28 protein-coding genes are annotated in these 26728 nt (G+C 72.1%); 15 read left to right on the forward strand and 13 right to left on the reverse strand.

From position 1 onward, the window contains the following. Positions 1-13: 13 nt before the first annotated feature. Both ACNAYW_RS09220 and ACNAYW_RS09225 read left to right on the forward strand, forming a co-directional pair. Positions 14-1510, forward strand: coding sequence for an aldehyde dehydrogenase family protein (locus tag ACNAYW_RS09220; protein ID WP_415849400.1), 1497 nt, complete (start codon positions 14-16; stop codon positions 1508-1510). Between the two features lie 17 nt (positions 1511-1527). Further along, a complete protein-coding gene (locus tag ACNAYW_RS09225) occupies positions 1528-2637 on the forward strand; it encodes an NDMA-dependent alcohol dehydrogenase (RefSeq protein WP_415849401.1) in 1110 nt (369 codons plus the stop codon). 64 nt (positions 2638-2701) lie between these two features. On the opposite strand, the gene ACNAYW_RS09230 is transcribed toward ACNAYW_RS09225, so the two are convergent. Next, on the reverse strand, positions 2702-3652 hold the full coding sequence (locus ACNAYW_RS09230; RefSeq protein ID WP_415849432.1) for an alpha/beta hydrolase: 951 nt from the start codon (positions 3650-3652) through the stop codon (positions 2702-2704). A 94-nt stretch (positions 3653-3746) separates the two neighbouring features. On the opposite strand from ACNAYW_RS09230, the gene ACNAYW_RS09235 reads away from it, so the two are divergent. Both ACNAYW_RS09235 and ACNAYW_RS09240 read left to right on the forward strand, forming a co-directional pair. Continuing rightward, positions 3747-4301 (forward strand): TetR/AcrR family transcriptional regulator, encoded by a 555-nt coding sequence (locus ACNAYW_RS09235; RefSeq protein WP_415849402.1) that lies wholly within the window; start codon positions 3747-3749, stop codon positions 4299-4301. Positions 4302-4328: 27 nt separating this feature from the next. Beyond that, positions 4329-4817 (forward strand): hypothetical protein, encoded by a 489-nt coding sequence (locus ACNAYW_RS09240; protein WP_415849403.1) that lies wholly within the window; start codon positions 4329-4331, stop codon positions 4815-4817. Here the strand turns inward: ACNAYW_RS09240 and map are convergent. From map to ACNAYW_RS09260, 4 genes are all read right to left on the reverse strand, one after another. Next, a complete protein-coding gene (gene map / locus ACNAYW_RS09245; protein ID WP_415849404.1) occupies positions 4801-5568 on the reverse strand; it encodes a type I methionyl aminopeptidase in 768 nt (255 codons plus the stop codon). The two genes, ACNAYW_RS09240 and map, sit on opposite strands and share 17 nt — an antisense overlap. A gap of 19 nt (positions 5569-5587) precedes the next feature. Continuing rightward, positions 5588-5854: a helix-turn-helix domain-containing protein gene (locus tag ACNAYW_RS09250; RefSeq protein WP_415849405.1), complete on the reverse strand. Its 267-nt coding sequence runs from the start codon at positions 5852-5854 to the stop codon at positions 5588-5590. Positions 5855-5871: 17 nt separating this feature from the next. Then, on the reverse strand, positions 5872-6834 hold the full coding sequence (locus tag ACNAYW_RS09255; RefSeq protein WP_415849406.1) for an acyl-CoA thioesterase: 963 nt from the start codon (positions 6832-6834) through the stop codon (positions 5872-5874). 165 nt (positions 6835-6999) lie between these two features. Then, positions 7000-8367 carry a PQQ-binding-like beta-propeller repeat protein gene (locus tag ACNAYW_RS09260; RefSeq protein WP_415849407.1) on the reverse strand — a complete coding sequence of 456 codons (1368 nt, stop codon included), beginning with the start codon at positions 8365-8367 and terminating at the stop codon, positions 7000-7002. A gap of 98 nt (positions 8368-8465) precedes the next feature. Between ACNAYW_RS09260 and ACNAYW_RS09265 the strand changes: the two genes are divergently transcribed. After that, the gene (locus ACNAYW_RS09265; RefSeq protein ID WP_415849408.1) at positions 8466-9221 is read left to right on the forward strand and encodes an acyltransferase; all 756 of its coding nucleotides are present in this window, start codon (positions 8466-8468) and stop codon (positions 9219-9221) included. 13 nt (positions 9222-9234) lie between these two features. On the opposite strand, the gene ACNAYW_RS09270 is transcribed toward ACNAYW_RS09265, so the two are convergent. From ACNAYW_RS09270 to ACNAYW_RS09285, 4 genes are all read right to left on the reverse strand, one after another. Further along, complete coding sequence (locus ACNAYW_RS09270) at positions 9235-9762, reverse strand: GNAT family N-acetyltransferase (RefSeq protein ID WP_415849409.1); 528 nt, start codon at positions 9760-9762, stop codon at positions 9235-9237. 117 nt (positions 9763-9879) lie between these two features. Beyond that, positions 9880-11187, reverse strand: coding sequence for a glycosyltransferase family 4 protein (locus ACNAYW_RS09275; RefSeq protein WP_415849410.1), 1308 nt, complete (start codon positions 11185-11187; stop codon positions 9880-9882). A gap of 1 nt (position 11188) precedes the next feature. Then, a complete protein-coding gene (locus ACNAYW_RS09280) occupies positions 11189-12691 on the reverse strand; it encodes a 1,4-alpha-glucan branching protein domain-containing protein (protein ID WP_415849433.1) in 1503 nt (500 codons plus the stop codon). Positions 12692-12711: 20 nt separating this feature from the next. Further along, positions 12712-13452 carry a class I SAM-dependent methyltransferase gene (locus ACNAYW_RS09285; protein WP_415849411.1) on the reverse strand — a complete coding sequence of 247 codons (741 nt, stop codon included), beginning with the start codon at positions 13450-13452 and terminating at the stop codon, positions 12712-12714. Positions 13453-13660: 208 nt separating this feature from the next. Here ACNAYW_RS09285 and ACNAYW_RS09290 point away from each other — a divergent pair, with 208 nt between their 5' ends. From ACNAYW_RS09290 to ACNAYW_RS09305, 4 genes are all read left to right on the forward strand, one after another. Next, positions 13661-14440 carry an electron transfer flavoprotein subunit beta/FixA family protein gene (locus ACNAYW_RS09290; protein ID WP_415849412.1) on the forward strand — a complete coding sequence of 260 codons (780 nt, stop codon included), beginning with the start codon at positions 13661-13663 and terminating at the stop codon, positions 14438-14440. 36 nt (positions 14441-14476) lie between these two features. After that, entirely contained in the window at positions 14477-15433 is a 957-nt protein-coding gene (locus tag ACNAYW_RS09295) for an electron transfer flavoprotein subunit alpha/FixB family protein (RefSeq protein ID WP_415849413.1), read from the forward strand. Between the two features lie 158 nt (positions 15434-15591). After that, entirely contained in the window at positions 15592-17046 is a 1455-nt protein-coding gene (locus ACNAYW_RS09300; protein WP_415849414.1) for a catalase, read from the forward strand. Between the two features lie 45 nt (positions 17047-17091). Further along, positions 17092-17730, forward strand: coding sequence for a response regulator (locus ACNAYW_RS09305; protein ID WP_415849415.1), 639 nt, complete (start codon positions 17092-17094; stop codon positions 17728-17730). 7 nt (positions 17731-17737) lie between these two features. Here the strand turns inward: ACNAYW_RS09305 and ACNAYW_RS09310 are convergent, their stop codons facing one another. Further along, positions 17738-18853 (reverse strand): sensor histidine kinase, encoded by a 1116-nt coding sequence (locus tag ACNAYW_RS09310; protein ID WP_415849416.1) that lies wholly within the window; start codon positions 18851-18853, stop codon positions 17738-17740. A 161-nt stretch (positions 18854-19014) separates the two neighbouring features. Here ACNAYW_RS09310 and ACNAYW_RS09315 point away from each other — a divergent pair, with 161 nt between their 5' ends. Together ACNAYW_RS09315 and ACNAYW_RS09320 are read left to right on the forward strand one after the other, a co-directional pair. Further along, the gene (locus ACNAYW_RS09315) at positions 19015-20643 is read left to right on the forward strand and encodes a multicopper oxidase family protein (protein WP_415849417.1); all 1629 of its coding nucleotides are present in this window, start codon (positions 19015-19017) and stop codon (positions 20641-20643) included. Positions 20644-20768: 125 nt separating this feature from the next. After that, the gene (locus tag ACNAYW_RS09320) at positions 20769-21215 is read left to right on the forward strand and encodes a hypothetical protein (protein WP_415849418.1); all 447 of its coding nucleotides are present in this window, start codon (positions 20769-20771) and stop codon (positions 21213-21215) included. Positions 21216-21222: 7 nt separating this feature from the next. Here the strand turns inward: ACNAYW_RS09320 and ACNAYW_RS09325 are convergent, their stop codons facing one another. Further along, positions 21223-21801, reverse strand: coding sequence for a TetR/AcrR family transcriptional regulator (locus tag ACNAYW_RS09325; protein ID WP_415849419.1), 579 nt, complete (start codon positions 21799-21801; stop codon positions 21223-21225). Between the two features lie 23 nt (positions 21802-21824). Here ACNAYW_RS09325 and ACNAYW_RS09330 point away from each other — a divergent pair, with 23 nt between their 5' ends. Together ACNAYW_RS09330 and ACNAYW_RS09335 are read left to right on the forward strand one after the other, a co-directional pair. Continuing rightward, positions 21825-22355, forward strand: a complete 531-nt coding sequence (locus ACNAYW_RS09330) for an HXXEE domain-containing protein (protein ID WP_415849420.1) — start codon at positions 21825-21827, stop codon at positions 22353-22355. 55 nt (positions 22356-22410) lie between these two features. After that, on the forward strand, positions 22411-23829 hold the full coding sequence (locus tag ACNAYW_RS09335; RefSeq protein WP_415849421.1) for an MFS transporter: 1419 nt from the start codon (positions 22411-22413) through the stop codon (positions 23827-23829). On the opposite strand, the gene ACNAYW_RS09340 is transcribed toward ACNAYW_RS09335, so the two are convergent. After that, positions 23814-25124 (reverse strand): oxygenase MpaB family protein, encoded by a 1311-nt coding sequence (locus ACNAYW_RS09340; RefSeq protein ID WP_415849422.1) that lies wholly within the window; start codon positions 25122-25124, stop codon positions 23814-23816. The two genes, ACNAYW_RS09335 and ACNAYW_RS09340, sit on opposite strands and share 16 nt — an antisense overlap. Before the next feature lie 84 nt (positions 25125-25208). Between ACNAYW_RS09340 and ACNAYW_RS09345 the strand changes: the two genes are divergently transcribed. Then, positions 25209-25811, forward strand: coding sequence for a TetR/AcrR family transcriptional regulator (locus tag ACNAYW_RS09345; protein ID WP_415849423.1), 603 nt, complete (start codon positions 25209-25211; stop codon positions 25809-25811). Between the two features lie 11 nt (positions 25812-25822). Here ACNAYW_RS09345 and ACNAYW_RS09350 read toward each other — a convergent pair whose 3' ends face one another. Further along, positions 25823-26251 carry a MarR family winged helix-turn-helix transcriptional regulator gene (locus tag ACNAYW_RS09350; RefSeq protein ID WP_415849424.1) on the reverse strand — a complete coding sequence of 143 codons (429 nt, stop codon included), beginning with the start codon at positions 26249-26251 and terminating at the stop codon, positions 25823-25825. Positions 26252-26347: 96 nt separating this feature from the next. Here ACNAYW_RS09350 and ACNAYW_RS09355 point away from each other — a divergent pair, with 96 nt between their 5' ends. Continuing rightward, entirely contained in the window at positions 26348-26716 is a 369-nt protein-coding gene (locus ACNAYW_RS09355; protein WP_415849425.1) for a hypothetical protein, read from the forward strand. Positions 26717-26728 lie beyond the last annotated feature (12 nt).

A 26728-nucleotide genomic window follows, 5' to 3' on the forward strand; every position in this document is an offset into this window, starting at 1 on the left:
CAAGGAGTATCCGATGACCACCATCGCCGTGCCCGATCTGCTTCCCGCCGTCGCCGATTTCGTCTCTCGGGATCGGAGGATGCTCATCGGCGGGCAGTGGGTCGACGCCCTCTCGGGCCGCACCTTCGACACCCACGACCCCGCCACCGGACAGGTGATCACCCGGGTCGCGCACGGCGAGGCCCCCGACGTCGACCGCGCCGTCGCCGCCGCCCGCGCCGCCTACGAGGGCCCGTGGTCCCGGATGAAGCCGAACGAGCGCGAGCGCCTGATCTGGCGGGTCGGCGACATCCTCTCCGAGCGCGCCGAGATCTTCGGGCAGCTCGAGGCCCTGGACAACGGCAAGTCGGTCGCCATCGCGACGGGCGTCGACGTAGGCTGGTCGGCCGACGTGTGGCGCTACAACGCCGGCCTGGCCACCAAGATCCGCGGCTCCGCGATCACGCCGTCGATGCCCTTCGCCCCCGAGGGCCAGTTCCACGCCTACACGCGGCGCGAGTCGCTCGGTGTGTGCGGGCAGATCGTGCCGTGGAACTTCCCGATCCTCATGGCCACGTGGAAGCTGGCGCCCGCGCTCGCCGCCGGGAACACGGTGGTGCTCAAGCCCGCCGAGCAGACGCCGCTCACCGCGCTCCTGCTCGGCGAGGTCTTCGAGGAGGCCGGCTTCCCGCCGGGCGTGGTGAACATCGTCCCCGGCTTCGGCGACGCCGGCGCCGCGCTGTCGGGCCACCCCGACGTCGACAAGGTGGCCTTCACCGGCTCCACCGAGGTGGGCAAGAAGATCGTCTCCGCCGCCACCGGCAACCTCAAGAAGGTCTCGCTGGAGCTGGGCGGCAAGAGCCCCAACATCGTCTTCGCGGACGCCGACCTGGAGGCCGCCGTCGCCGGATCGGTCGCCGCGTGGACCTTCAACCACGGCCAGTGCTGCGTCGCCGGCACCCGGATGTACGTGCAGCGGTCCATCTTCGACGAGTTCACCCAGGCCGTCGCCGACGCCGCGGCCGCCGCCAAGATCGGTCCCGGGCTCGACCCCGCGACCGAGCTCGGCCCGCTCGTCTCGCAGGAGCAGTTCGACCGGGTCAACGGGTACATCCAGCAGGGCCTGGCCGACGGTGCCCGGGCCCTCACGGGCGGGAAGCGCTGGGGCGACGAGGGCTACTTCATCGAGCCCACCGTGTTCGTGGACGTCGAGCCCGGCTTCTCCATCGTCGAGGAGGAGATCTTCGGCCCGGTCGTGGCCGCGCTGCCCTTCGACGACGAGGACGACGTGGTGCGCGCCGCCAACGACTCCATCTACGGCCTGGCGGCGGGCATCTGGACCAAGGACGTCTCCAAGGCGCACCGCACCGCCGCCGCCGTCAAGGCCGGCTCCGTGTGGGTCAACCAGTACAACGGCTTCGACACCGCGCTGCCCTTCGGCGGATTCAAGCAGTCCGGCTGGGGCCGCGAGCTCGGCGACTCCGCGATCGACATCTACACCCAGACCAAGTCCGTCAACATCGCGCTCTGACGCGGAAGGGAACCATCATGAAGACCAAAGCCGCAGTGCTGCTCGAGGCCGGTAAGCCCTTCGAGATCATGGAGCTCGAGCTCGACGGGCCCGGCCCGGGCGAGGTGCTCATCAAGTACACCGCCGCCGGCCTGTGCCACTCCGATCTGCACCTGACCGACGGCGATCTCCCGCCGCGCTATCCGATCGTGGGCGGCCACGAGGGCTCCGGGATCATCGAGGAGGTCGGCCCCGGCGTCACGAAGGTCAAGCCCGGCGACCACGTGGTCTGCAGCTTCATCCCGAACTGCGGCACCTGCCGCTACTGTTCCACGGGCCGGCAGAACCTGTGCGACCTCGGCGCCACCATCCTCGAGGGGTCCATGCCCGACGGGACCTTCCGGTTCCACGGTGGCGGGCAGGATTTCGGCGCCATGTGCATGCTCGGCACGTTCGCCGAGCGCGCCACCATCAGCCAGCACTCGGTGGTGAAGATCGACGACTGGCTGCCGCTGGAGACGGCCGTCCTCGTGGGGTGCGGCGTCCCGTCGGGCTGGGGGACCGCGGTCTCGGCCGGCGGCCTGCGCCCCGGCGACACCGCCGTGATCTACGGCATCGGCGGCCTCGGCATCAACGCCGTGCAGGGCGCCGTCTCGGCGGGCTGCAAGTACGTCGTGGTGGTCGATCCCGTCGCGCTCAAGCGCGACACGGCGCTGAAGTTCGGTGCGACGCACGCCTTCGCGACCGCGGAGGAGGCGCAGGAGAAGGTGACCGAGCTGACCTGGGGGCAGGGCGCCGACGCCGCGCTGATCCTGGTGGGCACCGTCGACGAGAAGGTGGTCCAGGACGCGACGGCGGCGATCGGCAAGGGCGGCAAGGTCGTGATCACCGGCCTCGCCGATCCGGAGAAGCTCACGGTGCACGTCTCCGGTACCGACCTCACGCTGAATCAGAAGACGATCATGGGCACGCTGTTCGGATCGATGAACCCGCAGTACGACATCGTCCGGCTGCTGCGCCTCTACGACGCGGGGGAGCTCAAGCTCGACGAGCTGATCACCACCCGCTATTCGCTGGAGGACGTGAACCAGGGCTACGCGGATCTGCGCGAGGGCAAGAACATCCGTGGCGTGATCGTCCACGACTGATCGGAGCCTACGACGGCCCCGGGCGAGACGCCCGGGGCCGTCGCGGTGTCCGCGGGCTCCCGGCTCAGCCGAGCGCGCGACGGAACGCGGCGATGGCCAGGTCGAAACCGGCCTGCGCGCCGTGGGTCTCGCGCAGGGCGTTGAGCATCATGAAGTCGTGGATGACGCCGCCCACGCGCACGGCGGTCACCTGGTTACCGGCCTCGCGGAGCTTGGCGGCGTAGGCCTCGCCGCCGTCGCGCAGCACGTCGGCCTCCGCGGTGATGACGGTGGCGGGCGGCAGCCCGGCGAGCTCGTCCAGCGACGCGTTCAGCGGCGAGGCGAAGATCTCGGCGCGCTGCGCCTCATCGGTCGTGTACTGGTCCCAGAACCACTGCATCGCATCGCGGCGCAGGAAGTAGCCCTCGGCGAACTCGTGGTAGGAGCCGGTGTCGAAGTTCGCGTCCACCACCGGGTACAGCAGGACCTGTGCGGCCAGCGCCACGTCGCCGCGGGCCTTGGCCTGCAGCGCGAGGACGGCCGCCATGTCGCCGCCGACGGAGTCGCCGGACACCGCGATGCGGGTGCCGTCGAGGTTCTTCTCCGCGCCGGAGCTCACGACCCACTGCGCGACGGCGTAGTTCTGCTCGATCGCGATCGGGTACCGCGCCTCGGGGGAGAGGTCGTACTCGGGGAAGACCACCGCCGCGCCGGTGCCGACCGCGAACTCGCGGACCAGGCGGTCGTGCGTGTGGGCGTTGCCGAAGACCCACCCCGCGCCGTGGACGTAGAGGATGACGGGCAGGACGCCGGTGGCGCCCTTGGGGCGGACGATGCGGGTGCGGACCTCGCCGGTGGGGCCGCCGGGCACGGTGACCCACTCCTCGTCGACCTCGGGGAAGGTGACGCCTTCGCCGGACTGCACCTCGTCGACGGTCTTCCGGCCCTCGACGGGGCCGAGGTCGAACAGGTAGGGCGGGTTCGCGGTGGCGTCGGAGAAGGCCTGGGCGGCGGGCTCGAGGACGGTCTTGCTCATGATCTGCTCCTTGTCGGCGTCGCGGAGAACGATCGTTCTCACGCTGGGTGTTAGAGTAGGGGAACGATCGTTCTCTCGTCAAGGGGTATGGGACATGGATGCGGAGCAGCAGCGCGCCGCCGTGCTGAAAGCCGCGGAGAAGCTCTTCTACGGCAAGGGGATCCAGGCCGTCGGCATGGATGAGATCCGCACCGCTGCCGGCGTCTCGCTCAAGGCGATCTACAAGCTCTTCCCGTCGAAGGAGGCGCTCGTCGCGGAGGTGCTGTCCATTCGCGACCGGCGGTGGACCGACGGGTTGCACAAGTACGTCGACCGGGCGGGCGGGGCGGAGGAGAGGGTGCTCGCCGTCTTCGACTGGCTCGACGAGATGTTCGCCGAGAACGACTTCCGCGGCTGCTCGTTCATCAACAGCTACGGCGAACTCGGCGCGACGTCACCGGCCGTCGCCGAGGCGGCGCAGCACAACAAGGCCTGCTACCAGGACGAGCTCGCGTCGCTCGTCGCCGAGGCCGGGCTGCCGGAGCGCGTCGCGATCCAGATCGGCCTCCTCACGGAGGGCGCGCTCACGACCGCCGCCATCCTCGGGCCCGACGGCGTCGTCGACGGCGCCCGCGAGGCGGCCCGGGTCCTCATGACCGCGGCGCGCTGACCTGGGATCGGTCGCTACGCTGGGCGGATGGATCCGGTACTGCTCCGTCTCGAATGGACCGCGCAGCGCGGTGACGCCCTGCGACTCGCGCTGCGCGTGACCCCGCGGTCGTTCCGTCGTCCCCGGACGTGGGTGCTCGTCGCGCTCGTGTCGATCTACTGGGTGGTGCTGGCGGTGATGGATCGCGATCCGGCCTGGCTCCTGTTCGTGATCGGGTCCGTCGCCTTCCTCGCGCTCGTCCTGTTCGTCTGCCGCTTCGTCGTCCTGCGTAAGGCGATGAAGCCGGGCGCTCTCTGGTGGTGCGAGTACGGCCCGTCGACGATGCGGTTCAACGACAGCGGTCCGGCCGAGGTGTCCATCGCATACGCGAACATCGAAGAGGTGACCGCACATTCGTCTACCTACGAGTTCCGGCTCAGGGCGAAGGGCGGAGCTTTCGCGCTCCCGGTCGCGCTCGTCTCCGACGAGGCCCTCGCGCTGGTCCGGGCGGGTTCGGCGGCTACGCCGGCGCCGTGAGAACGAACGGACCGTCCTCCGTGATGGCGACGGTGTGCTCGCTGTGCGCGGCGCGGGAGCCGTCGGCGGAGCGGAGCGTCCAGCCGTCGGGGTCGAAGGTGATCTTGTCGGTGGTGGCGCAGAACCAGGGCTCCAGGGCCAGCGTCGTGCCGGTCTGCAGGAGCATGCCCTTGCGCGCCTTCCCGGTGTTCGGCACGTGCGGGTCCTCGTGCATCGTCCGCCCCAGTCCGTGCCCGCCGAACTGCGTGTTCACCGGATAGCCGTACTTCTTCGCGACCTCGCCGATGGACGCCGAGACGGTGCCCAGCCTGGTGCCCGGGCGCATGTGGTCGATCGCGGCGTCGAGCGCCTCGCGCGTGGCCGCGATGAGTCGCGTGTCCTCCTCGCGCGCGGTGCCCACGCTCACGCTGCGGGCGGCATCGGCGACCCAGCCGTCGATCGACACCGCGATGTCCACGGTGAGCAGATCGCCGTCCGCGAAGACGTACTCGTGCGGAAGTCCGTGCAGGCAGGCGTCGTTCACCGACAGGCACGTCACGTTGCGGAACGGGCCGCTGCCGAACGACGGCGCGTAGTCCCAGTAGCAGGAGACGGCGCCCCGGTCCTCGATCATCGTCCGTGCGCGGTACTCGAGCTCCATGAGGTTCATCCCGGGCTCGGCCATCGTCGTGAGCTCCTCGAGGAGCTCGGCGATGAAGATGCCGGTGGTGCGCATCTTCGCGATCTCGGCGGGGGTCTTGAGCTCCATCATGGTATTAAAATACCACGCGTTAGCCGGTGGGGCTGAACCGCTCCGCGGCGAGGTACTCCGCCGCCAGGTCGTCCAGGGGCTCGTCCAGCACGGCCGCCAGCGCGACGACGGTGCCGAACGCGGGGGTGGCCATCCGGCCGGTCTCGATCTTGCGCAGCGTCTCCGGGGAGATCCCGGCCGCGCGGGCCACCTCGTCGGGCCGGCGATCGCCCCGGGCCGTGCGCAGCCGCGCCCCCAGACGCCGACCCGCGGCGATCTGTTCGGGGGTGAGGGGCTGCCGGACCATGCGCCCAGCTTAGCCGGTCAGATCGCCACCATCCGGGTCGCGGCCGAGGCGCTGCGCCGGCCGCGGATCGCGATCAGCTCGCGGGCGTGCGCATCGAGCGCCACGTCGCCGGGCAGACGCGGCGCCCACGGCCGGACCGCGGTGGCGTCGCCGTCGGCGTCCAGCGCGGCGAGCACGTGCAGGGCGTGCGCCGCGGGCTGCGGCGTGTGTTCGTGCGGCCAGCACGTCGCGAGGTGCACGGACACGTGCATGGTCTGGCGCCCCGTGTGCAGCAGCCGTGCCGTCACCTCGATGACCTGCCCGATCTGCACGGGGCGGTAGAAGCGCACGCCACCGACGTAGACGGTCACGGCTTCGCCGCCGCTCCAGCCCGCCGCGCACAGGTAGGCCGCGTCGTCCATCCAGCCCATCACGCGGCCGCCGTGGGCCTTGCCGCCCCAGTTGATGTCGGTGGGCGCCGCGAGGAAGCGGGTGGTGCGGCGCTCCGCCTCGGTGGGCTGCGCGTAGTCGGCACCGCTCATCGCGGCCGCGATGCGCCGCCGCACGTCGGTGCGGGCCTCGGCCTCCTCGGCGGCGCGGACGTCCTCGGCGAGGACGGGCTGCCACTGCCGCACGGGCGTCGGCTTCCCGGCCTCGTCGACCGCGACGAAGACGAGCAGGCACGTGCTGGCGACGGTGAAGGTGCCCACCCGCGGATCGGCGGAGGCGACCTCGCACTGGATGTGCATGCTGCTGCGGCCGGTGTAGACCAGCGTCGCCCGCACCTCGACGACATCGCCCGAGGCGACGTCGCGGCCGAAGCCGATGTTGCCGACGTAGGCGGTCACGGAGTAGCCGCCCGACCAGGCGGCGGCGCAGGCGTAGGCGGCCTTGTCGATCCACTCCAGGATGCGGCCGCCGCGGACGCCGCCGCCGAGCGTCGCGACGTCGGTCGGGGCGGCGAGGAACCGCAGGGTGATCCGGCGATCGGTGATGGGCATCGGGCTGAGCTCCTTCGCAGAGCGGTGGGCGGATCGCACCATCGTGGAGGGGCCCACGAACGCACTGCGCACCGGGGGAGCGCGATGAGGAGTCGGTGACGGGCGGGTAACCGCGCGGGTCATCCGCGCGTAACACCGCCCGCGGCCCGCCGGCCGGCGGAGGCGTCAGTTCTTGGCGACGCTGTCGCCCGTTCGGCGGCCCGAGGTGAAGGCGAAGACGGTCCCGTCGTTGCCGACGGTCACCAGCTCACCGTCGGGGCCGATCGAGACGCCCGAGGCGGACGTGACCGAGTCGGGCAGGTCGAAGGTGCGCAGCGTGGTGCCCGTGTCCGTGCGGAACTCGATGAGTTGTGACTGGACGGCCGCCCACGACCGGATCACCGCGTAGCCGACGCCGCCCCGGATCTGCGTCGCGGGCGACACCATGGCGACGTCGGTGCGCTTGAAGGCCTCGCGCACGCTGGAGCCCTCGTCCTTGAGCGCGACGAACGAGGCACGGTGCAGCCCCGGCGCGGCGGGGATGATCGTCCCGTCGGGCGAGACCGACGGGGGCAGCGTGCTCTGGTACCCGAGGTCGTGCGTCCACTTGGTGGCGCCCGTCTTCGCGTCGAGCGCTGCGAGCTTCTCGCCGCGCAGGTTCACGTACAGCGTGGAGCGGTCCGATGACAGGGCGGGCGAGCCGATGGCACCGTCGGGCAGATCCGCACGCTCCCACGCGTACCGCAGGTCGTGCCGGTCGCCGCCGTTCTTGTCGTAGTCGACCGCCATCACCTTCGACGGTCCGCGTCCGCCGCCCCGCTGATCCGGCCCGCTCGCTCCGCTCCCGGCACCGACCACGACGAAGGCGCGCTCGGCCTGTGTGTCGACCGCGGGCGGCCCGGAGACCGGGCAGCCGGGCCCGTTGGTGGCGCAGTCCTCGAGGCCCGCGCCGTTCGCGTTCGAGGAGACCTGGGGGAACAGTCCGATCGCGGCGCCCGCGGCGTCGCCGTCGTGGGTGTCGACGAGGACCATCTGGCCGAGGTGCGTCACCGCGAGCACGGTGTTGTCGCCGGCGAGCTTGATCCACAGCGGCGTGCCCGCGGTGGGGTAGCGCCAGCGCACCTGGTTGTCGGCGTTGAAGCTGTAGAGCCAGCCGGGGATGCCGAGGTAGGTGTAGTCGAACTGATCCACGACGGGCGCCTGCAGGTCCGCCCCGGCGGCGTCGCGGCGGCAGTAGGTCTTGCGGCCCACCGTCAGCTCGAGGTTGAACGTGCTGCAGCCGGTCTCGGTGCGCGCGGTCACGGAGACGATGCCGCGGTTGGAGATCGCGGGCGCCACCGTGTTCGGGCCGACGAGGTCGCGGGTCCAGGCGGGCACCAGCGAGGCGGCGGCGTCCTTCTCGGCGTAGGAGTTGTTGCGGGAGTCGCCGTACATGCCGGGCCAGGCGGCGGAGTCGTCCGCGTACACCCAGGTGTTGTCGGGCGTGCACGAGACGAGCACCGCGGCGGCGGCCACCGTCGCGCCCAGTGTGAGCGCGCGCCTACCCAACCGCATGTGTCTCCCTCGACTCTCGACTGCGACGATCGCCCCACAGACTAGCGCGGCGCCGGTACCGGACCGGCGCGGCGCACCCGCCGGATAGGCTCCCCTGCATGACGAGCATGTGGAACGCCCCGTACCGATCGCGGTGGCGGCACGCACGGCAGGCCGACCAGCAGGCGCGATTCCTCACGCCCGCGTCGCTGCGCTGGGTCCTCAAGAACAAGGCGTACACACCCTGGTACCTGGTGCGCTACGTCCGCCTCCTGAAGTTCCGGTTGGCGAACCCGCACATCGTGCTCAAGGGGATGGTCTTCCTCGGCAAGAACGTCGAGATCCACGCGACGCCGGGCCTCGGCCGGATGGAGATCGGCCGCTGGGTGCACATCGGCGACTCGAACAAGATCCGCTGCCACGAGGGCTCACTGCGCATCGGCGACAAGTCGGTGTTCGGCCGCGACAACGTGGTCAACTGCTACCTCGACATCGAGTTCGGCCCCGCCTCGCTCGTCGCCGACTGGTGTTACATCTGCGACTTCGACCACAAGATGGACGACATCCACATCCCCATCAAGGACCAGGGCATCGTCAAGGGGCCCGTCCGCATCGGCGGCGACACCTGGGTCGGCACCAAGGTCACCGTCACCCGCAACACCCTCATCGGGCACGGAACCGTGCTCGGCGCGCACGCCGTGGTCCGCGGCGAGATTCCGCCCTACTCGATCGCGGTCGGTTCACCCGCCCGCGTCGTGAAGAACCGCAAGGACATGTGGGACGCCAACATCGCCGAGCGCGCCGAGCTCGAGCGCGCCCTCGCCGATATCGAGCGCAAGAAGGCCGAGGCCCGCGGCCTGCCGCAGGCGGACTGACCGCGCGGGTGCGTCACAGCACGTAGAACGGGCGCGCGTAGTGGAATTCGCCGCGCACGTCCGGCGTGTACGCGCCGAGGGTGCGCACCATGAACGAATCGCCCGACCACTCCGCGACGTCGGGCTCGATGCCGACCTCGGAGCCGGGGACGAAGCCGAAGCGCGGGTAGTAGTCCTTGTGACCGAGCAGCGCGACGAGCCGCTCGCCGAGCGCGTCGGCGGCGCCGAGCGCCGCGAGGATCAGCGCCGAGCCGGTGCCGCGCGTCTGGAATTCGGAGCGGACGCCGAGCGGCCCCGCGGCGAGCACGGGCGTCTCGCCGACGGCGGCGCGGGTGAGGCAGACGTGGCCGATCACGGCCCCGTCGTCGTCCTCCGCGACGAAGGACAGCTCGTCGATCCACGCGCCGCTCAGTCGCAGCGCCTCGACCAGGACGACCTCGAGCGGCTCCGTCCGCCCGGGCGGCGTCATGGGCGCGAAGGCGCTCCGGTGGACGTCGGCGACCGCGGCGTGATCCTCGGGCGTCTCGTTCCGGATCAGCACGCGCGGTGCTTCCCGTGGTCGATGGGAAGGGCGTCCAACGGTCGTGCTGTCATGAATTGACCGTGCCACAGGATTCGCGATCATGCACATCGCGCAGGTCGCAGGACCCGTCCGTGCCTAGAGCGGATTGGTGGGGTCGCGCTCGGGGAGGGGCCGCTCGTCGATGACCCGCCGCCCGAGCGGCGTGCGCGGACGCCGCTTGGCGGCGAGGTAGACCTGCGCCGTCTCGTGGGCCACGGCCTCCCAGGTGAGTTCCTCGACCTCGGCGCGCGCGGCGGCGGCCCAGCGGTGCGACGACGCCGGATCGTCGAGCAGGGTGCGGATCGCCGCGGTGAGTCCGGGCACGTCGGCGGGCTCGACCGACAGGCCCGTCTCGCCGGTGCGGATGAAGTCCGCGAGGCCGCCGGCGGTGGTCGCGATGACCGGGATGCCGGTCGCGGCCCCCTCGAGCGCGACGATGCCGAAGGGCTCGTAACGGGACGGGATCACCAGGGCATCGGCGGAGTGCAACTGCGCGACGAGCTCGTCGTGATCCAGCGCGCCCGTGAACTCGACGGCACGCAGCACCCGCTGCTCCCGCGCGACCTCGCGCAGCCACGCCGCCTGCGTGCCGTCGCCGGCCACCGTCAGCGTGGTCCCGGGGTGGGTGCGGCGCACCCGGGCGAGCGCTGCGATGAGGTCCTGCACGCCCTTCTCGTACTCCAGCCGGCCGACGTAGAGGAGGCGGGGCGCGCCCCGTCGGGCGTCGGCCCGGGACCGGTCCCGGTAGGGCCAGGCCGTGGCGTCGATGCCGTTCGCGATGGTGTGCAGCTGCGCGAGGCCGGGCCCGAACAGGCGGTTGACCTCGTCGGACATCGATCGCGAGCAGGTGATCACGGCGTCGGCCTCGTTGGCGAGCCACCACTCCGTGGAGTGCACCTGCCGGTTCACCGGCCCGGAGACCCAGCCGCTGTGCCGGCCGGCCTCGGTGGCGTGGATGGTCGCGACCAGGGGCGTGTCGAAGGCCTCCGCGAGCCCCACGGCGGCGTGCGCCGCGAGCCAGTCGTGCGCGTGCACCACGTCGGGCACCCACGGGCGGCCGACCGCGCCGGCGCCGTGCAGCGCGTCCTCGCCGGCGGTGGGGTTGTACCCGGCCAGCCGCAGGCCCGCGCGAAGCATGGAATGCCCCATGGACAGCACCCACGGCATCATGTCGGTGCCGAAGTCGAGCGCGAGGGGGTCCTCCGCGGCCATGATGACGCGGATCCCGTCGACCACGGAATCCGAGGTCGGATGGCTCCGCGGATCACTGCCCGTGGGCTGGCGCGAGACGACGACCACGTCGTGCCCCTGGTCGCGCAGCTGGAGCGCGAGGTGGTGCACGTGCCGGCCGAGGCCGCCGACCACGACGGGCGGGTACTCCCAGGAGACGAGCAGGACGCGCATGTCAGAACCCTCCCAGGGGCGCGGGGAGACGGCGGGCGTCGAGGCCGGGGAACGGATCGTCGGCGAGCCGCCAGGTGCGGGCCAGCGCGACGGCGCGGGTCTCGTCGCCCCGCTCGGCGGCCTCCGCGATCTCCCGCAGGGCGTGCGCGTGCTTGTAGGCGCGGTCGCGGGCGTAGCCGGCGGCGGTGTCCTTGGAGACCATGAACGGCCAATCGGACTGCAGGCACAGCAGCGCCTCCTGCAGCACCTGGTCGCTCACCACGTCCCGCGTCCGCCCGGCCCGCTTGTCCAGGACCCGCAGCGCGGTCGTGGTGATCTCCTCGTTGAGCTCGACGAACTCGTGCACGCGCGGGCCGTCCCAGACGTGCCAGTCCTTGCCGGAGCCCCAGGAGCTGGCCGGGATCTCCCGGGCCGCGCCCACGTACCCCGCCTCCGCGGCGGAGCGCAGGGTGCCGACGCGCACGCCGGCCTCGGGCAGGGCGCGCAGGACGCGCTCGAGCCAGATCGGGCCCTCGTACCACCAGTGCCCGAACAGCTCGGTGTCGAACGCCGCGACCACGAGGGCGTCGCGACCGATGCGCGCGCTCTCGGAGCGGACGCGGGCGACCACGGTGTCCACGAAGTCGGCGACGTGCTTGTCGATGGCGGCATCGGCGCGCGCGGGGTCGTACGGCGCCTTGTCGGCCTCGGCCACGTTCTTGCCGGTCACCCGGCTGGGCTTGAGGCCGGTGGCGTGGTCGTGCGCGTAGAAGTCGCGGTACGCGGCGTGCCCGGGGTAGCCGGACTTCGGCGACCACACCCGGTAGCTCACGGGCAGGTCCCGGCCGAAGGCGAGCACCGTCGAATCCCCGACGGGCCGGGCCAGTGCCGTATCGCCGCCGAGGGTGGGGCCGTCGACCATGAAGTGCGTGACGCCGGCGGCCTCGTACCCCGTCTCCATGCCGGGCTTGTAGGCGCACTCGGGCGCCCAGATGCCGGTGCGGGCGGGGGAGCCCAGCCGGGCGGTGCCGTAGGCCAGTCCCTCGCGTAGCGCCAACTCGCGCAGGCGGCGGTGGAGCAGGGGCTGGAAGGGGTGCGCCAGGGGCCCGCCGAGCAGTTCGACGGTGCCGGCGTCCGCGAGCCGGCGCAGGACGGGGGTGCCGCCGTGGCGCCAGCGGGTCTCGAACAGCTCCAGCGCGTGCGCGGCGTTGCGGTGCTCGCGCGCGCCCAGTTCCGCCGCGGCGGGCCGGCCGGAGAGGGCGGCCTCGTGGGCGCGGAGCTGCCAGTTCCCGAGGTAGTGGTGCATGGCCTCGAGGCAGTACGGATCGTCGAGTTGCGCGGCGAGGACCGGCGTCACACCGAGCGTGAGCTGGTCGGTGCGGCCCTCCGCCGCGAGTCGGTCGAGCATCTCGGTGACGGGCAGATAGGAGGCCGCCCACGACTGGTAGAGCCATTCCTCGCCGACGGGCCACGCGCCGTGGTGGGCGAGCCACGGCAGGTGGGAGTGCAGGACGAAGGCGATCATCCCGGGCACGCGCCCGGCGGTCACGGCTTCCTCGCGTAGAAGAACAGGTCGAGACTGTCCGGGGCGTCGGCCCGCAGGTCGAAGTCCTGCGCGGCGACGGCGGCGACGTCGTTCGACAGTTCCTCGGGCCACGGCTCACCGGCGAGAGACCGCTCGATCTGCGCGTCGATGAAGCTGCCGCCGTGGCGGCGGTCCAACTCGGCCAGGCGGGCACCGTGGTAGACGCCGAGCTTCTCCGTGACCTCCAGGCCGGCGGCCTCGAGGAGCTCGACCAGCTCGGCCGAGTTGAGCTCGCGCGTGTGGAAGGGGTTGAGCGGGGTGTCGCGGCCGGGGGAGAAGGTGACGCGGTTCGGGGTCGAGATGGCGAGCTCACCGCCGGGGCGCAGGATGCGCGCGACTTCGGCCAGGAACTGCGGCTGATCCCACAGATGCTCGATGACCTGGAAGTTCACGACCGCATCGACGGAGGCGTCCTCGAGGGGCAGCTCGGCGAGGTTGCCGTGCAGCATGGTCACCTTCGGGTACGCGGAGCGCACGTGGGCGACCGCGGACTCGTCGTAGTCGAGCGCGGTCACCGTCGCGCCGCCGTCGGCGAGCATCGCGGCGCCGTAGCCCTCGCCGCTGCCGGCCTCGAAGACCGTCCGGTGGGCGTAGCGGTCCACGATCGCGAGGTAGGCGATCTCGTGCCGGCGGAACCAGTAGTTCTCCTCGGGGATCCCGGGGACGGTTCGCTCGCCGGTCAGGGGAAGCGGGTCACACATTCTTCTCAGCCTAGTCGTCGCGGGGCGTGGGCCATCACACATGGACAGTTACCGTCCAGTAACTTACTCTGGCGTTAAACAGTGTGGTGAGGCGGTGCTACGTTCTACTCGCAGAACCTGCGGCGGGGGACGATTTTCCGTACCTCACAGCAGTGTGAGAATGTGCCCTACGAGTATCCCGATCATCGATGGAGGTCGACGAAGACCAATGACGAACGTAGTCGTACTGATCAAGCAGGCTCCCGATCCCGGGTCCGAGCGCAAGCTGTCCGATGACTTCACGGTCGACAGGTCGATCGACCCGTGGCTCGAGGAGATCAACGAGCGCGCCGTCGAGGCCGCGCTCCAGATCAAGGAGGCGCACGGCGGCGAGGTCACCGTTCTGACCGTCGGCCCCGCGAGCGCCACCGATGCGATCCGCAAGGCGCTGTCCATGGGCGCCGACAAGGCCGTCCACGTCCAGGACGACGCGATGCACGGCTCCGACGCGATCCAGACCTCGTGGGTCATCGCCCGCGCGCTGGGCACCATCGAGGGCGTCGAGCTCGTCATCGCCGGTAACGAGGCCACCGACGGTCGCGTCGGCGCCGTTCCCGCCATCGTGGCCGAGTACCTGGGCCTGCCCCAGCTGACCCACATGCGCACGCTCACCGTCGACGGCGAGTCGCTCAAGGGCGAGCGCGAGACCGATGAGGGCGTCTTCGAGCTCGAGGCCTCGCTCCCCGCCATCGTGTCGGTGAACGAGAAGATCAACGAGCCGCGCTTCCCCTCCTTCAAGGGCATCATGGCCGCGAAGAAGAAGGAGATCACCGTGCTCTCCCTGGCGGAGATCGGCGTCGAGCTCGACGAGGTCGGCGGCGCCAACGCCGGCACCACCGTCACGACGGTCACGCCGAAGCCGCCCAAGGAGGCGGGCGAGAAGGTCACCGACGAGGGCGACGGCGGCACGAAGGTGGCGCAGTTCCTCATCGGCCAGAAGATCATCTAAGTCCCCTCGAATCCACTCCTAAGGAGAGAAGCCGTTATGGCAGACGTACTCGTCCTCGTCGAGCAGGTCGACGGGAAGCTGAAGAAGGTCACGGCCGAGCTGCTGACCGCCGCCAAGGCGCTGGGTGAGCCCGCCGCCGTCGTCGTGGGCGCCCCCGGCACCACCGACGCCGTCGCCGAGCAGCTCAAGGCCGCCGGCGCCGCCAAGATCTACCGCGCGGAGTCGGCCGAGGCCGACGCCCACCTGGTGACCCCGAAGGTCGGCGTCCTCGCCGAGCTCGCCGAGAGCCAGGGCGCCGCCGCGATCCTCACCGCCGCCACGTTCGAGGGCAAGGAGGTGGCCGGCCGCGTCGCCGCGCGCCTCGGCTCCGGCCTGATCGCCGACGCGATCGCCTTCGCCCCCGGTGGCGTCGCCACCCACTCGATCTTCGGTGGCGCGTTCACCGTCGAGGCCACCGCCGGCGGCGACACCCCCGTCGCGTCGCTGCGTCCCGGTGCCGTCGAGGCCGACGGTGTCGCCGGCGCCGGCGAGATCGTCGACGTCGCGGTCCCGGCCGAGGCCGAGAACGCCGTGAAGGTCATCTCGAAGCAGCCGATCCAGGGCGGCAACCGCCCGGAGCTCACCGAGGCGAGCATCGTCGTCTCCGGTGGTCGCGGTGTGGGTTCGGCCGACAAGTTCTCGGTCGTCGAGGAGCTCGCCGACTCGCTGGGTGCCGCCGTCGGCGCCTCGCGTGCCGCCGTCGACTCGGGCTACTACCCGGGCCAGTTCCAGGTCGGCCAGACCGGCAAGACCGTGTCGCCGCAGCTGTACATCGCCCTGGGCATCTCGGGCGCCATCCAGCACCGCGCCGGCATGCAGACCTCGAAGACCATCGTGGCCGTCAACAAGGACGAAGAGGCCCCGATCTTCGAGATCGCCGACTACGGCATCGTGGGCGACCTGTTCGACGTCGCCCCGCAGCTCACCGAGGCCGTCAAGGCGCACAAGGGCTGACCGCAGTACGACTGAGAAGAACCCCGTCCGGATCCGTCCGGGCGGGGTTCTTCCGTCTTCGCTACGGTGGGGGACGGGGCCGTCGACTCCGCCCGACGTTCAGCCCGACGGGTGCGAACGGTCCTGAACGACAACCACATACGCGGAGGAGTACAGCCATGTCCGAGAACGCGAACTTCACCACCACGGATTCCGGAGCGCCCGCCGGGAGCGACGAGCACTCGTTGACCGTCGGCGCCGCCGGCCCCATCGCTCTGCACGACCACTACCTCATCGAGCAGATGGCGCAGTTCAACCGCGAGCGCATTCCCGAGCGGCAGCCGCACGCGAAGGGCAGCGGCGCGTTCGGCACGTTCGAGACCACCGGCGACGTCACCGCGTTCACCTGTGCGGAGGTCTTCGCACCCGGCGCGAAGACCGAGATGATGGCGCGGTTCTCGACGGTGGCGGGCGAGCGCGGCAGCCCCGACACGTGGCGCGACCCGCGCGGTTTCGCGCTGAAGTTCTACACCTCCGCCGGCGTCTACGATCTGGTGGGCAACAACACCCCGGTGTTCTTCATCAAGGACCCGATGAAGTTCCAGCACTTCATCCGATCGCAGAAGCGCCGCGCGGACAACAACCTTCGCGATCACGACATGCAGTGGGACTTCTGGACCCTCTCGCCCGAGTCGGCCCACCAGGTCACCTGGTTGATGGGCGACCGCGGTATCCCGAAGTCGTGGCGGCACATGAACGGCTACGGCTCGCACACCTACCTGTGGGTCAACGCCGAGGGCGTCAAGCACTGGGTCAAGTACCACTTCGTCTCCGACCAGGGCGTCGAGACGCTCACGCAGGACGAGGCCGACCGGCTGGCGGGGGCCGACGGGGACTTCCACGTGCGGGACCTGTTCGACGCCATCGCGCGCGGCGAGCACCCGAGCTGGACGCTCAAGGTCCAACTGATGCCGTTCGACGACGCCGCCGACTACCGGTTCAACCCGTTCGACCTGACGAAGGTGTGGCCGCACGCCGACTACCCGCTGCGGGAGGTCGGGCGCATGACGCTGCACACCAACCCGACCGACAACCACAGCCAGATCGAGCAGGCGGCGTTCGAGCCCAGCAATGTCGTCCCCGGCATCGGATTCAGCCCGGACCGGATGCTGCTCGGTCGCGTCTTCGCGTACGCCGACGCCCACCGCGCGCGGCTCGGCGCGAACTACAAGCAGATCCCGGTGAACCGGCCGCGCACCGAGGTGCGGAGCTACTCCAAGGACGGCGCGATGCGGATCGATCCCGTCCGCGATCCGGTGTACGCGCCGAACTCCAAGGGCGGCCCCGCGGCCGACTACCCCGGGCAGCCCGAGCCGCAGTGGGCGGCCGACGGCGAGCTGGTGCGGGCGGCGTACGTCGCGCATCGGGAGGACGACGACTGGGGGCAGGCCGGCACGCTGGTCCGTGACGTGATGGACGACGCGCAGCGCGACCGGCTGGTCTCCAACGTCTCCGGACACCTCCTGGACGGGGTGACGGAGCCGGTCCTGCTCCGCGCCTTCGACTACTGGAAGCACATCGACGCCGGGATCGGGGAGCGGATCGAGCGGGCCGTCCGCGAGGCGCAGGGCTGACGTCGCCGTCCGGGAGCGGGAGCGCCCGCGTCTAGGATCGGCTGTGTGAGCAGCGTGTTGATCGTCGACGACCAGCGGCTGATCCGCGACGGCCTCAGAATGCTGCTCACCGCGGCCCCCGACTTCACCGTCGCGGGCGAGGCGACCAACGGTGACGAGGCCGCCCGCGCCTACCGCGAGCTCGCGCCCGACGTCGTCCTGATGGACCTGCGCATGCCCGGCGTCGACGGGGTCCGCGGCATCGAGCAGATCATCGCCGCGGACCCCGCCGCCCGGATCGTCGTGCTCACGACCTTCGACGACGACGAGCACATGTACCCCGCGCTCGCCGCCGGCGCCGTCGGCTTCCTGGTCAAGGACATCGCGCCCGAGGCCCTGCTCGACGGGCTGCGGCGCGCGCTCGGCGGGGAGGTGCCGATGTCGCCCGGACCGGCCCGCCGCGTGCTCGACGAGGCCCTGCGCGCCCGATCCGCTCCGCCGCCGGCGGCGGCACGGCCCGCGGTGCCGCTCACCGAGCGGGAGGGCGAGGTGCTCGCCCTCGTCGCCGAGGGCCTGGGCAACGCGGCCATCGGGCGCCGGTTGCACGTGGCCGAGTCCACGGTGAAGGCGCACATCGCGAACCTGCGGCAGAAGACCGGCGCCGGCTCCCGGGTCGAGCTCGCCCGGTTCGCCGCGCGGGACTGAACCGTCGTCAGGCCGCGGGCGCCGGCACCGAGAGCGCGACCACCCAGCGATCGCCGTCGGGGCCGGCGGTGATGCTCCCGCCCGCGAGTTCGGCGCGCTCGGCCATGCCGGTGAGGCCGTAGCCGTGCCCGCGCTGCGCGTGGGCGGGCAGGGGGCTCGTCACCCGGGCCCGCCAGGCACCGTCGGCCGATCCCACGTCCACGGTGACCTCCGCGCCGCGCGGGGCGTGCTTCATGACGTTCGTCAGGGCCTCCTGCACGACCCGGACGAGCGTCAGCGCGTCGATCGCGGTGGGCTCGCTCGTGCCGAGGTCGATCCGCGCGCGGACGTCGAAACCGGCGTCGACGGTGCGCTCCACCGCGCGGCGCACCTCGGTCTCGGTGTCGTCGATCGTCCGGTCCGCGGCCGGGTCCCGTGCGCGCATCGCGGCGAGCAGCCGCCGGATGTCGGCGAGGGAGTCCGTCGCGGTCTCGTGGATGTCGCTGAGCACGTCGTCGAGGCCGGGATCGATGCCGGCGTAGACGCTGCGGGCCACGCCCACGCGCAGCGAGATCGCCGACATGTGGTGGGCCATCAGGTCGTGCAGCTCGCGCGCCAGTGCGGCCCGCTCGTCGCGGCGGGCGTGCAGTGCCTCCTCCTCGAGCTCGCGACGTTCGCGTTCGGCCTGGTCGAACCGCTCCCGCATGTACAGGCCGCCCACGACGGGAAGGCCGACGAAGCTGATCGTCTCCGCCAGCACGCGGACGAGTGTGTGCTGCTCGGCGTCGAACAGTGATCCCGCGATGTAGCAGGCGGCCCAGACGATCGCCGCCGTGACCACCTCCCGGCGGGGCCGTCGCGAGGCGGCGAGCTCGGCGAGGGCGAGCGAGGCGAGGTACGGCACGAGGCCGGCGGGGCCCCACGCCTCCACGGACAGCAGCCAGGCGCCGAGGACGGACAGGGCGATCGACACGGCGAACGGCGCGCGGCCGCCGAGGGTGAACAACGCGGCGGCGAGCATCGATCCGGCGATGTACCCGGGAGAGGCGTGGAAGCGGCCCGGGTACACGCTGACCGCGAGCAGGACGGGCACCACGACGAGGGGAGCGATCCGTACCCCGACGGTCCAGCTGGTGCGCGACATGGCTGCACGGTACGACACCGAGGGGTCGCGGCAAAGCCGTGACCAGCGCACATAGCGGGACGGTCGGAGGTTGTCAACCCCCTCCCGGCCGATCCGGGGCGCGGGTTTCCGTAGCCGCAGGGCGGAGTCGCCCGGGCGTGCCGCCGACGACGCTGGAAGCCATGATCAACGACACCGCCGAGCGGCCACGAGCCGTCGCCGGCACGAATCGCCGCCGCTTCCTCACCGCCCTGCTCGCCGCCCCGCTCGCGGGCGCCGCCGTCGCCGGGTGCCGCGCGTCGGCGTCCCCGTCGGCGCCCTCGGCCGCCCCACTGCCCGGTGGGCGACGGGCGCTGCCGATCCCGCCGCTGGCCCGCTCGGTGGTGGGCGCGGACGGGGTGCGCCGGTTCGACCTCGCGGCGCGCGCGGGTTCCGCCGAGATCGTCGCGGGCCGGCGCAGCGCGACGTGGGGGTTCAACGGCGACGTCCTCGGTCCGACGCTGCGCGCCCGCGACGGCGAGAAGGTCGCGGTGACGGTGCGCAACGGCCTCGCCGAGGCCACCAGCGTGCACTGGCACGGAATGCACGTTCCGGCCCGCGCAGACGGCGGCCCGCACCAGATGGTCGAGCCCGGCGGCACGTGGCAGGCGGAATGGACGGTGCGGCAGCGGGCCTCGACGCTCTGGTACCACCCGCACCCGCACGGCGTGACCGAGAAGCACGTCTACCGCGGCCTCGCCGGCTTCTTCCTCCTCGACGACGACGCACAGGATGCGCTGGGCCTGCCGTCCGAGTACGGCGTCGACGACGTCCCGGTGGTCGTCCAGGACCGGAAGTTCACGGCCGCGGGCGAACTGGACGAGAGTGCGCCCGGTGAGACGGGGCTGCTCGGCCCGACCGTGATCACCAACGGCGTCGCCGACGCGAGCCTCCTCGTGCGTCGGGACCGACTGCGCCTGCGGCTGCTCAACGGAGCCTCCGCACGCTGCTTCGAGTTCGGCTTCGCCGACGGCCGCCGGTTCGACATGATCGCGTCCGACGGCGGGCTGCTCGCCGCGCCGCTGTCGACCGATCGCCTGATGCTCAGCCCGGGGGAGCGCGCCGAGATCGTGGTCGTCATCGCCGCCGGTGAGCGCGCGATGCTGCGCTCGTACCCGATCACGCAGCGCGGCAGGATCTCCGGCGAGACGGCCCGCGAGTACGGGCAGGACGACACCCTCGACGTGCTCGAACTCGTCGGTGCGGACGACCTCAGGGCGAGCGGGACCGCCGTGCCCAGGACGCTGAGCGTCATCGCACCGCTCGCGGCCGGGGCGAGCGCACCGTCGCCGGCGTCGCGGACCTTCGACCTGCAGTGGTACATGATCAACGGCGAGCGGATGGACATGAGCCGCATCGACCTCGCGCCGACCGTCGACACCACCGAGGTGTGGACGATCCGCAACAAGGACAACTGGCCGCACAACTTCCACATCCACGACGTGCAGTTCCAGGTCGCCTCGTTCAACGGGCGGACGCCGCCGCCGCACCTGCGCGGCTGGAAGGACACCGTCTACCTCGCTCCGGGCGACAGCTGCGCGCTGGCGATGCGGTTCACCGACTACACCGACCCGACCATGCCGTACATGTACCACTGCCACCTGCTCTTCCACGAGGACCGCGGAATGATGGGCCAGTTCGTGGTGGCGGCGCAGGGGCAGACCGCGCCCACCAGGCTGGAGATGCCGGACATGCCGGGGATGTCGATGCCCAGCGCGGCGGGATCGTCGTCGGCCCCCGCGTCCTCGGGGGCGCCGCACGGCGGCCACTGACCGCGGGTGCCGCGGCGTGCGCCGGTTCGCACGATGTAACGAGAGCAACGCCGTATCCGACCTCACGCATGAACACGGCCAGTGCGCTGCAGCAGAGCGGCGGATCGATACATCAGGAGGACTTGATGCGTACGAGGACGATCGCAACGACCATTGCCGCCACCGGACTGATCGCCGGGATCGGCGCCGTGCCCGCGCAGGCCGCGCCGCTCGCCGTACCCCAGGTGCCGCTCACCGCCACCCAGGTGGCGGGGCTGGGCATCCCGCAGCCCTTCACCACCCGGATCGGCGCCGACACCACCGGCCGTCCGGGGGAGGTCCGGCTCGCCGCGCACAGCTCCGTCGGCTACAACTCGTACATGTCGCTGGTGCGCATCGACTTCCGCAACCTCCGGACCGGAGCGCGGGGATCGGTCACCGTGAGGCCCTTCACCCTCGGTCAGGCGCCGAACACGGCCGTGGCGAACACCGGGACCGGCCGCGTGGCCTACACCGCGCGCTTCGTCAGCACGGGCACCGTCGCGGTCGTGCTGGCGCCGACGCCGGGCAGCGGTTCCTTCGACGTCCGCTGAGCCGCGGTCACGGTCCGAGCGCAGCGAGTGCGAGGTCGAACACGTCGTCGAGCTCCGACGGTGGCGGCACCTCGCCGACGATGAGCCATCGGTAGACGGCCGGCCCGAACAGCAGGTCGCGCACCTGCGCGTCCGTGACGTCGTCGCGGATCGCCCCCGCCGCCCGGGCGCGGCCGACGGTGTCCGCGAGCACTTCCGCGCGCGGCGCGAGGTAATGCTCGTGCAGGGCGGCGCGCAGATCCGGGCGGTGCGCGCCCGCGGCGTGCACGGCGAGGACGGCCCGGGCGGCGGGGGAGTGCGCGATCGCGCCCAGGAAGGCCGCGACGAGGGCCCGCAGGTCGGCCACGGGATCGTCGGTCGACGGGGCCCGCAGGGGCGGGACCGTCGCGATGAGCGCGCCGACGACGAGCGCGTCGCGGTCCGGCCAGCGACGGTAGATCGTGGGCCGGCCGACCCCGGCGCGCTTCGCCACGGTCTCGATGGTCAGGCCCTGGTAGCCGACGTCCTCGAGTTCGGCGAGCACCGCCTCGACGATGGCGCGTTCGGCGGCGGCGCTGCGGGGCCGCCCGGGGGTTGCTGCGGGCACGGGCCCCAGTATAGTTTCGTTACATGACGGAACGTAATGCAGTGGTGCCGGTGGCGGCGACCACCGGCCTGTTCGCCGCCTGGGTGATCCACGACGCGGAGGAGTGGTTCACGAACGGCCCGTGGGCGCGCGAGCGCGGGCTCCCGATCTCGGACGAGCTGGCGCACACGGCGATCGGCGTCATGGGCGTCGCCGTCGCCGCGGCCGCGGTCGACGGCCTCCGCACGGGCGGTCGCTCCGGCTGGTACCAGACGACGCTGCTCGCCTACGGCCTGCACGGCTTCTCGCACCTCGCGCTGGCGGCGCGCTTCGGCGGCTATGCGCCCGGCGTCGCCACGACGCCCGTCACGGTGCTGCCCTTCTGGTGGTGGGCCTCGTCGCGTCTCGCGCGGGCGGGCGTGCGGCGGCCCGCGGCGGGGTTGCTCCCGGGCGCTGCCGCGATGTTCGTCGGAAGCATCGCGGGTTCGTACGGCATCGCCGCGCTGGTGCGTCGCGGCCCGCTCGGCCGGCGCGGGCGGGGCGGCCGGCGCGCGCCGCGCGACCGCGCGCTCTGAGCGGCGCGGGGCTCGCCACCGGTCCGCGACCGGGCGGCGGTCCTACGATGAGGCGATGACGAGCGCGAACGACGGCACCCCGCGCCTCGCACTGGCGTCGGCCTCCGGCCGCTGGCTCATCACCGCGGCGGCCCTCGGTTCGGGCGTCGCCTTCCTGGACGGGTCGGTCGTCAACGTCGCGCTGCCCGCGATCGGACGGGACCTCGGGGGCGGGCTGTCGACGCTGCAGTGGGTGCTCGACGGGTATCTGCTCACCCTCAGCGCCCTGCTCCTCCTCGGGGGAGCGCTCGGCGACCGGTACGACCGGCGCCTCGTCTTCCTGATCGGCCTGGTGGTCTTCACCGTCGCCTCCGTCGGGTGCGGCCTGGCCCCCACTGGCGAGGTGCTGATCCTCGCGCGCGTGGTCCAGGGCATCGGCGGCGCGCTGCTCGTGCCCAGCAGCCTCGCCATGATCGAGACGGTCATCCGGGTGGAGGACCGCGGCCGGGCGATCGGCGTGTGGGCCGGCCTCAGCGGCGTCTCGTCCGCGATCGGGCCGTTCGTCGGGGGTTGGCTCGTCGACGCCGCCTCCTGGCGGTGGGTGTTCCTCATCAACGTCCCGCTGGCGGCGGTCGCCCTCGTTCTCACCCTCCGCCACGTCCCGCGGATCCGGGACGCGCGCGTGCGGGGGCCGCTCGACGTGGCCGGGGCGGCGAGCGTGACGATCGGCCTGGGCGGGGTGACCTTCGCGTTGATTGAGGCCCCGGTCCAGGGCTGGACGCGGATGGTCGTGGGGGCGCTCGTCGTCGGTGTGCTCGCCGTCGTGGCGTTCCCGTTCATCGAGCACCGCGCGGCGGACCCCCTGGTCCCCCTGCGGCTGTTCCGGTCGCCGCAGTTCAGCGGGACGAACATCGTGACCCTCGCCGTGTACACCGGTCTCGGCGGCGCGCTGTTCCTGCTCTCGCTGCACCTACAGGCGAATCTCGGCTACACCGCGCTCCAGGCCGGCCTGGCTTTCGTGCCGTTCACGGCGATCATGCTGGTCCTCTCCGGCCGGATGGGCGCCCTGGCGCAACGGACCGGGCCCCGGGCGCTGATGACGGCCGGGCCGCTCGTCGCCGGGGCCGGCCTCGCCCTCCTGGTCCTGGTCGTCCCCGGCGCGAGCTACTGGGGTGGGGTGCTCCCCGGGATCCTCGTCTTCGGGCTCGGCATGGCGATGACGGTCGCGCCGCTCACCGCGACGGTGCTCGCGGCCGTGCCCGCGGAGTACGTCGGCGCCGCCTCCGGCGCGAACAACGCGATCTCCCGGTTCGCGTGCCTGCTCGCCGTGGCCGTTCTCCCGCTCGCCGTGGGGATCACGGACCCGAGCGGAGCGTCGCTCGAGGACGGCTTCGGGCGGGCGATGCTCGTCTCCGCGGCGCTGTGCGTCCTCGGCGGCGCGGTCGCCTGGGCCACCGTCCGGAACCCCTCGGATCCGGCTCAGGCGCGCGCGTAATCGGCACCGTCGGAGACGAACTCGGGGTGGCCGTAGGTGGCGAGGCGCTGGTGGATGAGCCGCGTCAGGTAGCGATCGACCGCGTGGCGCACGACGGGGATCCGCACCCCGATCTCAGCGGCGATCGTGCGGCCGCCGATGAAGGGCGCCGTGAGCGCGACCAGCCCCACGTCGACCGGGGTGAAGTCCACGCCCATCCGCGCGGCCTTCGACGGCCTGCCGTCGCAGAACGCGATCGCGAACGACGTCTTGCTCCAGGCCTTCTCGACCATGCTGGCGACCTCGTCGACGGGGCCGCGCTCCGGCCGCAGGTACGCCTCCATCGACGAGCGGACGAGCGCGCCACAGGTCTCGTCGTCGAAGTCGTCGCGGAGCAGGGCCGCCCGGCCGAGGAAGACCCGCACGATGTCCTTCGGCGTGGTGGGCAGCAGCTCCTCGGGGAGTCCCAGCAGGAAACAGCGGTAGCGGTTGAACTCGACGATCGCCCGTTCGTGGGCGTCGAAGTCGCGCTTCTCCTTCACCGCCCGGATCGCCAGGAGGTAGCTGCCGATGGTGCCGGCGGGCATCTGATCGACCTGGGGGATCGGGATGCCGTAGACCTCGCGGTTCCAGGCGCCGGGGCGGGTGAGCGCGTGGAAGCGCACCATCGAGTGCATCAGTCGCACCATCGCGGCGGCCTCGAAGCCCTCGCGGTGCCGCTGCAGCGCGCCGGGCAGGGTGGTGACCGCGAAGAAGTTCGCCGTCTCGTTGATCCGGCGCGCCGCGCGCTTGCCCGAGAGGGCGCCGGTGAGCGCCATCGGCAGCGCGGCGTAGGTGTTGAGGAAGGTCGCGAGGAAGACGCCGCGGGTGATGAACGGCGAGGTCAGGGCGGAACCGACCCGCGCGAGGCGGGCGCCCTCCTCGACGAGGCCCATGTCGACCCAGGCGGGGGTGTCCTCCATCGCGGCGACGAACGCGCGCAGCTCCGCCGGGGCCTCGGGCACGGCGTCGATCCCCTCGCGACAGGCCCGCCGCAGCATCTCGACCAGCGTCCTCGTCCCGAAACGCGGCTCGAGCGAGGCGTACGGATCGGCCACGACGTCACCGAGCAGCGTGGTGACGGCGATGAGCTCGACGGTCCGCTCGTCGTCGAGCGTCGCGGCGCGGCGGCCCATCCGGGGGTGCAGCGCGGACGGTACCTCGGGATCGGCGGTGTGCCGGTAGGGCGGCGCGTCGACGTCGACGTCGCCGTACAGATCCGGTTGCAGGATCGCCTGGGAGCGCACCCGCTCGGCGAGTTCCGGGTAGTGCCGCATCGTGAACACTCCTTAACTTTCATCGCGTAAGTACGACGATGACAGGGTGTAAGTTAGCCTGTCAAGGGAATGACGAGAACTCGTATGAGCGCCCCCGAGCGGCGCGAGCAGATCCTCGACGTGGCGCACGACATCGTCGCCGCCGAGGGCTTCCACGCGGCCACCCCCAAGCGCATCGCCGACGAGGCCGGCGTCACCCGGACGGTGCTGTACCAGCAGTTCGGCGACCTCGCCGGGCTGTTCGTCACCCTCATCGACCGCGAGGCCGACCGGATCGGGGCGCAGTACCTCGAGGCCGTCGCTGAGGTCGCCCCGGACTCCGGCAACGATCCCTTCGTCTCGGCCTTCGAGGGGGCGGTGCGCGCCATCGACGAGAATCCGGCGGGGTGGCGACTGTTCCTCCTGCCGCCGGAGGGGGCGCCGCCCGCCCTGCACGAGCGTCTCGCGCAATCGCGGGACGCGGTGGTCGCGTTCATGGAGCTGAGCCTGCGCACCACTTTCCCGGGGATCGAGGATCCGGAGTACCTGGCGCGCGTGGTGCACGCGACCGCGCGGGAACTGCTGTGCCTGCGCCTGACCGATCCCGAGAACGCCACCGTCGAGCGGCTCACCGGCCTGATCCGGCGCCTGCGCACCTTCGCGCCGCCGCGTTCGGAGCATGCGCCGTCGGAGGGGGCGTCCTCGTAGGGATCGGCGAACTACTCCGGTGACAGTCGGGCGAGCAGGCGGCGCAGCGTCGCCGCCTCGTCGGCGGACAGTCGCGCGGCGAGGAGTTCGTCCTCGGCGGCGCGGATCCGCCGCTGTACGCCCGCCTGGGCGGCGGCGCCCTCGGCGGTCGCCGCGACGGTGCGGCGCCGCGCGTCGTCGGCCTGCTCCCGCGTGACGAGGCCGCGCGACTCCAACTCGCCCAGGTGCCTGCCGAGGCGGGTGGTGTCGCGCCCCGTCCGCTGCGACAGCTCGACCTGGGAGACCGCGCCGCCGCGCAGCAGTGTCGTGAGGATCGCGTACTCCCACATCGAGACGCCGGCCTCGTGGAGGATCGGCTCCTCGAGCGCGAGCAGCCGCCGCCCCAGGGTGCCGATCGCTTCCGCGAGGTCCGGCTCGGTCGCGGGCTCCTCGGTGGCCATGACTCCTCCAAGTCGTCTACCGCGGTGCATTAAAATCGTCTACCGTGGTGCACGGTAAGGCTGCATCGCTGATCATTCGAACCTACTGGGGATGTCATGGACAGATCGGACCTGGACCGCGCCGCGCAGGAGTACGCGGCCGCACTGTCGGAGGCCGGGCGGGCGGATCTCGCCGCGCCCGCCGGGCAGCACACCGTCGGAGGGCTGACGGAGGCGCTGATCGCGCGGGTGTCCGCCCTGGCCGCGGCCCTCGGAGCCGCGCCGCCGGCGCTCGACGGCGCGCCCGGGCCGCCCGATGCGTACGGCGGCGGTTTCGAGCGCCCGTTCCGGCGCGCGGCGCGCATCCTTTCCGCGGCGGTCGCGGGCGCATCGTCGGAGCCGGGTGCGGAGCGCGAGCTCGCAGGCCTCGTCCGCGCCGTCGACGACGGTGCCGTCGCCGTGAGCAGGGCGTTGGGGCTCGACTGATCGGGGCGGGAG

It is taken from the genome of Tsukamurella ocularis (assembly GCF_965138335.1).
In the GTDB taxonomy this organism is placed as follows: domain Bacteria; phylum Actinomycetota; class Actinomycetes; order Mycobacteriales; family Mycobacteriaceae; genus Tsukamurella; species Tsukamurella ocularis_A.

Coding starts and splice junctions, on each gene's coding strand:
- ACNAYW_RS09280 (WP_415849433.1), bottom strand. CDS start 12,691: ATGATCGCCTTCGTCCTGCACTCCCACCTGCCGTGGCTCGCCCACCAC.
- ACNAYW_RS09345 (WP_415849423.1), top strand. CDS start 25,209: ATGAGCGCCCCCGAGCGGCGCGAGCAGATCCTCGACGTGGCGCACGAC.
- map (WP_415849404.1), bottom strand. CDS start 5,568: ATGATGGAGCTCAAGACCCCCGCCGAGATCGCGAAGATGCGCACCACC.
- ACNAYW_RS09275 (WP_415849410.1), bottom strand. CDS start 11,187: ATGCGCGTCCTGCTCGTCTCCTGGGAGTACCCGCCCGTCGTGGTCGGC.
- ACNAYW_RS09340 (WP_415849422.1), bottom strand. CDS start 25,124: ATGCGGCACTACCCGGAACTCGCCGAGCGGGTGCGCTCCCAGGCGATC.
- ACNAYW_RS09295 (WP_415849413.1), top strand. CDS start 14,477: ATGGCAGACGTACTCGTCCTCGTCGAGCAGGTCGACGGGAAGCTGAAG.
- ACNAYW_RS09320 (WP_415849418.1), top strand. CDS start 20,769: ATGCGTACGAGGACGATCGCAACGACCATTGCCGCCACCGGACTGATC.
- ACNAYW_RS09330 (WP_415849420.1), top strand. CDS start 21,825: ATGACGGAACGTAATGCAGTGGTGCCGGTGGCGGCGACCACCGGCCTG.
- ACNAYW_RS09290 (WP_415849412.1), top strand. CDS start 13,661: ATGACGAACGTAGTCGTACTGATCAAGCAGGCTCCCGATCCCGGGTCC.
- ACNAYW_RS09335 (WP_415849421.1), top strand. CDS start 22,411: ATGACGAGCGCGAACGACGGCACCCCGCGCCTCGCACTGGCGTCGGCC.
- ACNAYW_RS09355 (WP_415849425.1), top strand. CDS start 26,348: ATGGACAGATCGGACCTGGACCGCGCCGCGCAGGAGTACGCGGCCGCA.
- ACNAYW_RS09300 (WP_415849414.1), top strand. CDS start 15,592: ATGTCCGAGAACGCGAACTTCACCACCACGGATTCCGGAGCGCCCGCC.
- ACNAYW_RS09255 (WP_415849406.1), bottom strand. CDS start 6,834: ATGCCCATCACCGATCGCCGGATCACCCTGCGGTTCCTCGCCGCCCCG.
- ACNAYW_RS09225 (WP_415849401.1), top strand. CDS start 1,528: ATGAAGACCAAAGCCGCAGTGCTGCTCGAGGCCGGTAAGCCCTTCGAG.
- ACNAYW_RS09220 (WP_415849400.1), top strand. CDS start 14: ATGACCACCATCGCCGTGCCCGATCTGCTTCCCGCCGTCGCCGATTTC.
- ACNAYW_RS09235 (WP_415849402.1), top strand. CDS start 3,747: ATGGATGCGGAGCAGCAGCGCGCCGCCGTGCTGAAAGCCGCGGAGAAG.
- ACNAYW_RS09240 (WP_415849403.1), top strand. CDS start 4,329: ATGGATCCGGTACTGCTCCGTCTCGAATGGACCGCGCAGCGCGGTGAC.
- ACNAYW_RS09260 (WP_415849407.1), bottom strand. CDS start 8,367: ATGCGGTTGGGTAGGCGCGCGCTCACACTGGGCGCGACGGTGGCCGCC.
- ACNAYW_RS09315 (WP_415849417.1), top strand. CDS start 19,015: ATGATCAACGACACCGCCGAGCGGCCACGAGCCGTCGCCGGCACGAAT.
- ACNAYW_RS09250 (WP_415849405.1), bottom strand. CDS start 5,854: ATGGTCCGGCAGCCCCTCACCCCCGAACAGATCGCCGCGGGTCGGCGT.
- ACNAYW_RS09350 (WP_415849424.1), bottom strand. CDS start 26,251: ATGGCCACCGAGGAGCCCGCGACCGAGCCGGACCTCGCGGAAGCGATC.
- ACNAYW_RS09265 (WP_415849408.1), top strand. CDS start 8,466: ATGACGAGCATGTGGAACGCCCCGTACCGATCGCGGTGGCGGCACGCA.
- ACNAYW_RS09285 (WP_415849411.1), bottom strand. CDS start 13,452: ATGTGTGACCCGCTTCCCCTGACCGGCGAGCGAACCGTCCCCGGGATC.
- ACNAYW_RS09310 (WP_415849416.1), bottom strand. CDS start 18,853: ATGTCGCGCACCAGCTGGACCGTCGGGGTACGGATCGCTCCCCTCGTC.
- ACNAYW_RS09230 (WP_415849432.1), bottom strand. CDS start 3,652: ATGAGCAAGACCGTCCTCGAGCCCGCCGCCCAGGCCTTCTCCGACGCC.